Origin of the sequence: Rhodococcus phenolicus (assembly GCF_001646785.1) — a bacterium.
Taxonomy (GTDB): domain Bacteria; phylum Actinomycetota; class Actinomycetes; order Mycobacteriales; family Mycobacteriaceae; genus Rhodococcus; species Rhodococcus phenolicus.
In genome coordinates, this window is sequence record NZ_LRRH01000139.1 from 19,087 (window position 1) to 27,886 (window position 8,800).

General features: G+C 66.8%; 10 protein-coding genes and 2 pseudogenes. 11 read left to right on the plus strand and 1 reads right to left on the minus strand.

The features are described from left to right. Positions 1 to 19: 19 nt before the first annotated feature. Positions 20 to 934: a LysR family transcriptional regulator gene (locus tag A8G15_RS27440; protein WP_068166294.1), complete on the minus strand. Its 915-nt coding sequence runs from the start codon at positions 932 to 934 to the stop codon at positions 20 to 22. 127 nt (positions 935 to 1,061) lie between these two features. On the opposite strand from A8G15_RS27440, the gene A8G15_RS27445 reads away from it, so the two are divergent. The 11 genes and pseudogenes from A8G15_RS27445 to A8G15_RS30220 form a co-directional block, all read left to right on the plus strand. Further along, positions 1,062 to 2,135 carry an SDR family NAD(P)-dependent oxidoreductase gene (locus A8G15_RS27445; RefSeq protein ID WP_068166296.1) on the plus strand — a complete coding sequence of 358 codons (1,074 nt, stop codon included), beginning with the start codon at positions 1,062 to 1,064 and terminating at the stop codon, positions 2,133 to 2,135. 99 nt (positions 2,136 to 2,234) lie between these two features. Then, complete coding sequence (locus tag A8G15_RS27450) at positions 2,235 to 3,566, plus strand: aromatic ring-hydroxylating dioxygenase subunit alpha (RefSeq protein ID WP_068166298.1); 1,332 nt, start codon at positions 2,235 to 2,237, stop codon at positions 3,564 to 3,566. Continuing rightward, positions 3,563 to 4,066, plus strand: coding sequence for an aromatic-ring-hydroxylating dioxygenase subunit beta (locus A8G15_RS27455; RefSeq protein WP_068166299.1), 504 nt, complete (start codon positions 3,563 to 3,565; stop codon positions 4,064 to 4,066). The genes A8G15_RS27450 and A8G15_RS27455 overlap by 4 nt, the downstream gene beginning before the upstream one ends. Beyond that, entirely contained in the window at positions 4,044 to 4,355 is a 312-nt protein-coding gene (locus tag A8G15_RS31270; RefSeq protein ID WP_169833950.1) for a hypothetical protein, read from the plus strand. Before A8G15_RS27455 ends, A8G15_RS31270 begins: the two co-directional genes overlap by 23 nt. Positions 4,356 to 4,403: 48 nt before the next feature. Continuing rightward, positions 4,404 to 5,390, plus strand: coding sequence for an alpha/beta fold hydrolase (locus A8G15_RS27460; RefSeq protein WP_137809379.1), 987 nt, complete (start codon positions 4,404 to 4,406; stop codon positions 5,388 to 5,390). Then, the gene (locus A8G15_RS27465; protein ID WP_006897066.1) at positions 5,390 to 6,262 is read left to right on the plus strand and encodes a DODA-type extradiol aromatic ring-opening family dioxygenase; all 873 of its coding nucleotides are present in this window, start codon (positions 5,390 to 5,392) and stop codon (positions 6,260 to 6,262) included. The genes A8G15_RS27460 and A8G15_RS27465 overlap by 1 nt, the downstream gene beginning before the upstream one ends. Continuing rightward, positions 6,259 to 6,531, plus strand: a complete 273-nt coding sequence (locus A8G15_RS27470) for a hypothetical protein (protein WP_006897065.1) — start codon at positions 6,259 to 6,261, stop codon at positions 6,529 to 6,531. Before A8G15_RS27465 ends, A8G15_RS27470 begins: the two co-directional genes overlap by 4 nt. Next, a complete protein-coding gene (locus A8G15_RS27475) occupies positions 6,528 to 6,773 on the plus strand; it encodes a ferredoxin (RefSeq protein ID WP_006897064.1) in 246 nt (81 codons plus the stop codon). The genes A8G15_RS27470 and A8G15_RS27475 overlap by 4 nt, the downstream gene beginning before the upstream one ends. Positions 6,774 to 7,256: 483 nt before the next feature. Next, positions 7,257 to 7,763: pseudogene (locus tag A8G15_RS30215) on the plus strand (helix-turn-helix domain-containing protein); the annotation flags it as partial. Beyond that, positions 7,763 to 8,464, plus strand: a pseudogene (locus A8G15_RS27480) (ISL3 family transposase); the annotation flags it as partial. The pseudogenes A8G15_RS30215 and A8G15_RS27480, both read left to right, overlap by 1 nt. 134 nt (positions 8,465 to 8,598) lie before the next feature. Continuing rightward, positions 8,599 to 8,800 (plus strand): alpha/beta fold hydrolase (locus A8G15_RS30220; protein WP_425415135.1); only part of this gene is annotated, 202 nt, incomplete at its 3' end.

Consider the following 8,800-nt stretch of genomic DNA (forward strand, 5'->3'; position numbering starts at 1 on the left):
GTCCGAGGTCGGCTGGGCCTCAGGCTGGACTGGGCTGCCCGCCGTCCCGGTCCAGCCGGTTGCCGGTCCCCTGGACGTGGCGCACGAAGGACCGTACCGCCGGGGCGATGCCTCCTTCGCGTGACCAGTAGATCCACAGCGGGGCGCTCATCGGGGTGTGCTCGTCGACCAGCACTGGCCATCTGGCCGAGTCGTCGGCACTGAGGTTGTCGTCGGCGATGACGGCCACGCCCAGCCCTGCCCGGGCGAGCGCAACGATGGTGGTGGCGTTGACGCTCTCCGACGTGATGTCGAGCCCGAAGCCCCCTGCCCGCAGCGCCGGCTCCAGCAGGCGCCGGGTGAGGCTATCGGCGGGCCCGGTGAGCACCGGCTGGCCACGCAATTCAGCGACCAAGACGTGGCTCCGGCCCCGCCACGGGTGGTCGTCGGAGGTCACCACCGCCAGCCGCACGTCCCCGAGCTGGTGGCCCGCAAGACGCTGGTCGACCTGCCCGAGGCCCGTCACGAGATCGACGTCCCCGTTAAGCACCTGTTCGATCGCGGGCAGGCCCGAGTACTCGTGGACGGCGACGTGGATAGCGGGATGCGCCGACCGGAAGGTGCCGATCAGGGGCGCGAGGAACCGTGGCACGTGCGGATATGCGCAGGCCACCGTGACGACGCCCGCTCGACCGCGAGCGAGTTCGTGGGCAAACTGGGAGACCGACTCCGCTCGATTCAGCAGGTAATGGGCGCGGGGCAGCAATTGATTCCCGGCACCGGTGAGCTGTACTCCGCGGCCGGACCTCTCGAAGAGGGCGATGCCCAGCTCCGCCTCAAGCGCCTTGATCGAACGCCACAGCGAGGGCTGCGGCACGTCGAGGGTGGCGGCGGCGCGGAGGAACGACCCCTCGCGGGCCACCGCAACGAGATACCTGAGTTGACGCAGCTCCACGCACGGCTCCTAGTTTCACCAGTGAATAGCTCGATCCCAAAATAGCCCGTAGACAGCCTGTGATGAGGGCCATACTCTTTTATGTGTACTGCTATGCAGAAAGCCGTCCCAACTTGAGGAGAATTGGATGTCGGAGTCTGGTGGAGGAACCGTGGCCACTGCGCGGCAGCGTCAGCTGGTCGAGCGGGCACTCGGTGAGTGGCAGGGCGAGGTGGCGGGTCGAGTCATCGTTGTCACCGGTGGAGCCCGCGGCATCGGCCGTTCCCTCTGCGAGGGACTGTTGCGCGCCGGCGCCAAGGTCGTAGCAGCGGACCTGACGTGGGACGACGCTGACGACTTCCGCAAGCAGCTGGAGTCGGACGGCAGCGGCATGGCCGTCGACATGGACATCACCGACGACGCCGCCCTCGACGCCGCCCGAGACGCTGTAATCGACAGGTTTGGGACCGTCGACGTCCTAGTGAACAACGCGTCTCTGGTCTCCGAAACCCTCTTCCCGCCCACAGGCCACCGGAACACCCTTGACACGACCGACCGCGACTGGGAGGTGATGTTCGGCGTCAACGTGTTCGGCACGCTGAAGGCCATCCGCCGGTTCATCGAGCCGATGCGGGCCCAGCAGCGGGGCAGCATCGTCAACGTCGTCAGCAGTGGCGTCCTGGCCGTCGCCGGCGGCGGCGGCTACCACGGGCTGCGCCCGTGGACGGTCGAGATGCCTTACCAGGCCACCAAGGCCGCCGTGATGGCGCTGACCTTCTACCTCGCCGAGGAAGTGCGCGGCGACGGGGTCGCGGTTAACGCGATCATGCCGGGGCACACCCGAGCGTCGTGGTTCGACGCCACCGCCCGGGCCTTCAACGAGCAGGGCATTGCCTACTTCATGCGCCCGGCGATTCCCGAGCACCTGCTGCCGATCTCGCTCTTCCTCGCCGCCCAGGACAGCGCGGGGACGTCCGGGCGCCTCTACTACGTGCCGGAGTGGAACTACGACCACGGCTACGAGGACTACGCCGCCTGGCAGGACCATGAGCTGCCTCCGGACATGGAGGAGATCTACAGCCGGCTGGAAGCCGCGACCCCGTCATACGAGCGGGCCGGCGTGGCCCACCTCCCCTTCGACGCGCAGGGCGCCCTGTACGCCGCGGGCATGGCAAACCTCGGGGCCCAGAACAGTTGGACCAGCAATGACAGCGCTCAGTGATACCGCAGACGCCCAGACGATCCGCCTACAGGTGGGCCGTTCGGGTCCGCCCTCCCATCTCACCTCACGCAACCCGTCAGACCCCGAGAGGACCCGATCATGACCAGCATTAGCGAACGCCCCGTTGACGTGGCCGCCGCAAGACTGCACGACCTGGTGAAGCCCGACGAGGGTGCCGTCAGCAGAACAGTCTTCGCCGACGAAGCAATCTACCGCAAGGAATTGGACCGGGTATTCACCAAGACGTGGTTGTTCATCGGCCACGAGTCCCAGTTGAGTGAGCCGGGCGACTACCTGACGAACTTCATGGGCGAGGACCCTGTGATCGCCACTCGCGGTGCGGACGGAGTGATCCGGGTGATGCTCAACTCCTGCGCCCACCGGGGCATGGCCGTGTGTAGCACCGACGCCGGGTCCTCGAAGTTCTTCCGCTGCCCCTACCACGGCTGGACCTACAGCAACAACGGCGATCTGATCGGTGCACCGCGCGCAGATACCGTCTACCATGGCGAGCTGGACAAGCCGCGCCTAGGTCTGAAGGCCGTTCCGCGGGTGGAGAACTACAAGGGCTTCATCTTCGCAAACTGGGACGAGGACGCCATCCCGCTGGTAGACTACCTCGGCGCTGACCAGCTCTGGTATCTGGACCTGGCCTTCGAGGCGCCGCTCGGCGGGCTCGAGGTGATCGGCCCCACGATGAAGTTCCGGATCAAGGCCAACTGGAAGCTGGCGGCGGAGAACTTCGCCGGCGACGACTACCACGTGCTCTACACACATGGGTCGGCCTTCCAGATCGGCTTCCTCCCCGATTACGACACGCTCGGCGACTACATCGCATACTTCGACCACGGCCACGGGATGGGCGACATCAGCAAGCCCGGCCGGGCCTATCAGAACGACGTCGGGATGGCTCAGCTCCTCGGGCCGGAGGCGATCGAGTACGTCAACGCCGTGCACGAGCGGCTCAAGGCCCGGGTCTCCCCGCTGCAGGCGGAGATGCACGGGCTCGGTCAGGGCAATATCTTCCCGAACCTGTCATGGATCAAGTTCGGCGTCTTCCACGTCTTCGGGCTCTTCCAATGGCACCCGAGGGGACCGGGTGAGATCGAGGTCTGGCAGACGGCGCTCTTCGACCGCGACGCGCCGCAGTCGGTCAAGGACTTCGCCCGCACCCAGATGTCCCAGGAGAACGCCGCGGCCGGGATCTTTGGCCAGGACGATGGCGAGAACTTCGAGCAAATCACCGAGTCCGCCCGAGGGACGGTCTCCCAGACCCGGGATTTCAACTACGCGATGGGCCTGGGGCACGAGGGCGAGATCCACGAGGAGGGATACCCCGGCCATTTGGGGCCCCACTATTCGGAGCAGAACCACCGCAACTTCTATCGCTACTGGCTCGAACTCATGACCACCCCGGGAGAGCAGAAATGACCAATTCCCTCACCGATCTGCGCCGCGACGTCGAGGACTTCCTCTACAGCGAGGCCAAGATGCTCGACGAGCAACGCTACGACGAGTGGCTCGACCTGTTCACCGAAGATGTCCATTACTGGATGCCGATCACGGAGACCCGTGAGGTGCGGCAGCACCGGGACCACGTCCCCGGCGAGTGGTCGCTCATGGAGGAGGACGCCCGTTTCCTCGCCAAACGGATAGAGCGCTTGGCCGGTGGCCTTGCCCACGCGGAGCAGCCGCGGTCGCGGACGCGCCGGTTCATCAGCAACGTCCTGGTCACCCCCGGGCCGGACGGCGACCTGGTAGCGGAGTGCAACTTCATCATCTTCCAGTCCCGGCGAGCCAACTCCGAGCAGTTCTTCGTCGGCTCCCGTCGCGACCGGATCGTGACCTCCGGTGAGAGCTGGAAGATCGCCGAACGGACCGTGCTCTTCGACCACCGGGTGCTGCCCCGTGCCATCTCCATCTTCTTCTGAGGCCCAGGCGGCTGACCTCGACGGCAGTCGGGACGTCGGGGCTGATGGCGCACCAGAGCCGAGTTCTTGGCTGCGCATCGGCTCTGCCGACGGCGAGCTCGTAGTCCGCAACGAGTTCGCCCGGGTGCGGGTACGCGCCGACCGAGACGGCAACGACCTTCGCCTGGCCATCCGTAGCCAGCGCACCGGCCGCGAGGTCTTCCTTGACGCGCTGCAGCTGGAGAGCCTCACCTGGCTCGACGAGAGGGCCTACACGACATTGCTCTCCGAGCCGTTCGGACCGGAGTGACCGACCATCCCGCACCGGCCGCACGGCCGAACAGAGAGGAGCTTCAACGTGACGAGCACTGAAGGGGGAATGGCCCAGCCCCAGGGGAACTCGTTCTGGGTGGACCTGCTGGGAACCGAGGTCCGGTACCGCCAGGCGAGCTCTTACCGCACCCGCAGCATCGAGGCAGGCGCCGGTGAGCCGGTAGTCCTGCTGCACGGCGTGAGCGGGCACGCCGAGACCTGGGTGCGCAACGTCGCCGTCCTCGGCCGGGACTTCCGCGTGCATGCCATTGACATGCTGGGTCATGGCTTCACCGACAAGCCGCAGATCGAGTACTCGATCCGCGCGCTCGCCGAGCACGTGCTCGGCTTCCTCGACGAGATCGGCGCCTCGCGAGCCCACCTGGTCGGGCAGTCTCTCGGTGGCTGGGTCGCGGCGTTTCTCGCCGTCCACCACCCCGAGCGGGTCGCCTCGCTCGTCAGCGTCACCGGGGCGGGGCTGCAGGTGGACGCCGACGGTGCCACGCTGACCGAGAACGTCGGCCGGCAGGTCGCGGAGGCTACCACCAAGGCTCTGGACACCCCGACCCGGGAGAAGGTCCGGACTCGGCTGGAATGGCTGGTCCATGACCCGTCCGTGGTCACCGACGAACTGGTGGAGACCCGGTACCGGATCTACGCCAGCCCGGACTTCGCCGCCACCGCCGGTGACATGGTCGCCGCATTCACCTCCCGGCCCCGGCCGGAGGAACTGCTGACCGCCGAGCGGCTCGCGACGATCAACTGCCCGACGCTCGTGCTGTGGACCCGGCAGAACCCGACCATGCCGTGGACGGTGGGGGAGGCGGCCAGCCGGATCATTCCCGATGCAACGTTCCGTCTGATGGAGGACGCCGGTCACTGGCCGCAGTTCGAGAAGCCGGCGGAATTCCACGCTGTCGTCGGCGGTTTCGTGCGTTCGGTCACCGCGGGGCGCCGAGGTGGGCGCACCGACGGCGACGGCGACGGCGGCCCCACGGATCCGGCCACCAACCGGCAACGGGCGGCCCGCTGATGGGCAGGCTGGTAGGTGCGTACGCGACGTCCCACACGGCGATGATGATCCGAAAGCTCCAACCGGACAACGACGTGCACGCCGCAGTCCATCAGGCCTTCGCTCAGGTGCGTGCGGAAATTGACCGGCTGTCCCCTGACGTGCTCGTCGTCGTCAGCAGCGAGCACCTAGCATCCTTCAGCTACGACAGCTTTCCGCAGATATGCGTCGGAATCGGAGAGATAGCCACCGGTTGGGGCGATGGAGGAGTGGCCAGCGCCGAGGTCCCACTTGCTGGCGCCTTCGCTGCCCAGCTGCTCTCCGAAGGGGTGGCCGCCGGATTCGACCTCGCGTTCTCCGCCAACCCGAAGATCGACCATGCGTTCATGGCACCATTGACCCTGATCCGACCAGAGATGGACATCCCGGTGGTCCCGGTGTTCCAGAACGCCAACACCGAGCCTCTGCCACCCCTGTGGCGCAGCGCCCAACTGGGGGAACTGCTGCGCGACGTCATTACGCGGCGGCCCGCAGCCGAAACAGTGGTCGTGCTCGGGACCGGCGGGCTCTCCCACTGGGTCGGCACGCCGGAGATGGGCCAGATCAACTCCGCCTTCGACGAGCGATTCCTGCAGCACGTGCGCGCAGGGGACCTCGGCGCGATCCTCGCCATGAAGACCGCCGACGTCCTCGCTGAGGCCGGCAATGGTGCCCCGGAGATCTGCAACTGGGTCACCGCGATGGCCGCCGCGTCCCGTCAGGAGGGCTGGGGAGTGTCGGAGCCTGAGCGGACGGCCCGTGGGCCGAGAGGGGTCGTCCTGGCATACGAGTCCGTCCCGGACTGGGCGACCGGGATCGCGCTGGCTCGGTTGGCCCCCGAGGAGGAACCGTGAACTTACCCCTGGACCAGGTCATCCGCCGGGTCGTCCGGGATCCGGAGTTTCGTTCTATTGCGGAAGAGTCGGGCCAGCTCGCGGCCGACCTCGCAGGCGTACGGCTGGCCGATCTTGCGGCCGTCCTGGAGGGCGACCTGGTCACCCTCCAGCAAAGGGGCGCCCACCCACTGCTGATCATGCAGCTGGCCGGCGCGCTCAGGATCGATCCGATGCGGCGCTTCGCCGCCGAACAGACTGCCCATGACTTAACCACGGAGGGACGATGAACATGATGAACATTACGGTGGACCTCGAGCGGTGTGAGGGCTTCGCCTCGTGCGTTGTGACCGCGCCCGAGCTCTTCGACCTCGATGACGAGCGAAGCGTCGCCGTCGTTCTGGAGCCTGTTGACGGTGGCCCCCGCACCCGCGCCTTAGCGCTCGAGGCCGCCGCGAGCTGCCCGATGCGGGCCATCACCGTCTCCGACCCCCTGGTGGACGAACCATCGCTGCCGCGGCGCGGCCGGTGACCGACGGAGTTTCGCCGGACGCGGTGGCAACCGCGGTCGAGAACGAACCCCGTCGGGCGGCGGTGGCCGGTACGCCCTGTGCCCCGGTTCGTGAACGTGCTACCACCGACGTTAGCGGCCGGCTGCGCCGTTCAGCAGGTTCTCTCCGCTCGCGCTCTCGGTTGGAGGGGTGGCAGCCGCAATGGCCGATCGCTGAGCGGGTCAACGACCACGTTGTCAGACCGGGCGACTCGCGATCCGGGGCTCGATGCCAGCATCCCGGGCTGCCACGCGTACAGCATTTGGTCGCCGCGGCGGGCATATCGTTGACGCCCAAGAGGATACCGGCCTGCCTTCCTGCCGCACCTCGGGCACTGGCCCAGTCGGCTAGATGTACTGACCACGGAGGTTGTGTCTCCGGTCGGCATGGCGAGATGAAATGAGGAAGACCTCCGTGTGAGGTGTGAAAGCGACCAAGCAACCACACCCACAACGGAGGTCTTCGTGTCCCACGCTAACGCGACCTTGACGCCCACGGGAAGACTGCGCCTGGCCCGGTGTGTCGTCGAAGACGGCTGGCCCCCGGCCCGAGCTGCGGAACGGTTCGGTGTCTCGGTCACCACGGCCCGACGCTGGGCCAGCCGGTATCGCGAGCAGGGCAAGGCCGGCATGGTTGACCGCTCCAGCCGGCCGCACACCTGCCCCCACCGCACCCCGCGTCGTCGGGAGCGCCGGGTGATCGGCCTGCGCGTATCGCGCCGGTGGGGGCCAGCCCGAATCGCTTACCACCTGGGAATGCACCCCTCGACGGTGCACAAGATCCTGTCCCGCTTCGGGTGCGTGCGCCTGGCGTTCACCGACCCGGCCACCGGCGCCCCGGTGCGCGCCACCAAGCGACGCCCGCAGCGCTATGAGCACGCCGCACCGGGCGATCTGGTGCACGTGGACATCAAGAAGCTCGGACGCATCCCCGACGGCGGCGGGCACAAGTTCCTCGGCCGCGCCAAAGGATGGTCCCGGGCCGTTCGGCGAAGGTCCTCACCGAGTGGCTCAACGCCCGCGACCAGGCATTTCGAGACCGAGTCAAGGTGGTCACGATGGACGGGTTCGCCGGCTACCACTCCGCCGCAGCCAAGGCCGTGCCCGCAGCACGCACGGTGATGGACCCGTTCCACGTCGTGCATCTTGCCGCCGACAAGCTCACCGTGTGCCGCCAACGCATCCAGCAGGCCACCACCGGGCACCGGGGCCGCACCGGCGATCCGCTGTACGGCATCCGCAGGACGCTCAACACCCGGGCAGGGCTGCTGACCGACAAACAGAAAGTGCGCTTGTTCAAGGCGTTCACCGCCAACGATGCGCACGCGGCGGTGGAGGTCACCTACGGCGTCTACCAGCGACTCATCGCCGCCTACGAGGCCTCGGGCAAGCGGGAGGGCAAGATCGCGATGTACAAGCTCCTGCGCTCGATCCGGACCGGGGTGCCCACCGAGCTGCCCGAGCTCGCCCAGCTCGGCCGGTCGCTATGGAAGCGGCACCGCGAGATCCTCGCCTACTTCGACGTGGGTGCCTCCAACGGCCCCGTCGAGGCCATCAACGGCAGGCTCGAACACCTCCGCGGAATCGCCCTGGGCTTCCGCAACCTCAAGCACTACATCTTGCGGTCACTGATCCACTCCGGACAGCTTCAGGATCGGATCAATGCACTCTGAATCCGGAAGGGCCCTTTCTATTGACAGTCGATGCGGAGGCGCGTAGCTTTCAGGCACACGCAGAAGAGATTTCTACTGGCCAGAACTACCACGTCGGTAGGGGTCGAACTGCGATGAATTGTTCAATCGTTATCGTGCACAGAAAGGCGTTATCCGTGCCAAGCTCTTCAATCACCCAGAAGTTCCATACCGTCGATGTGAAAGGGGTTCAGACGCGTTATTTCGACGACGGCCAGGACAAGGATCCGATCCTCCTCATCCATGGGGGGCATTTCGGGTTCTTCATACCGGTCGGAATCGAATCCTGGGGCAACGTTCTAGAGGATTTCGGCGAGT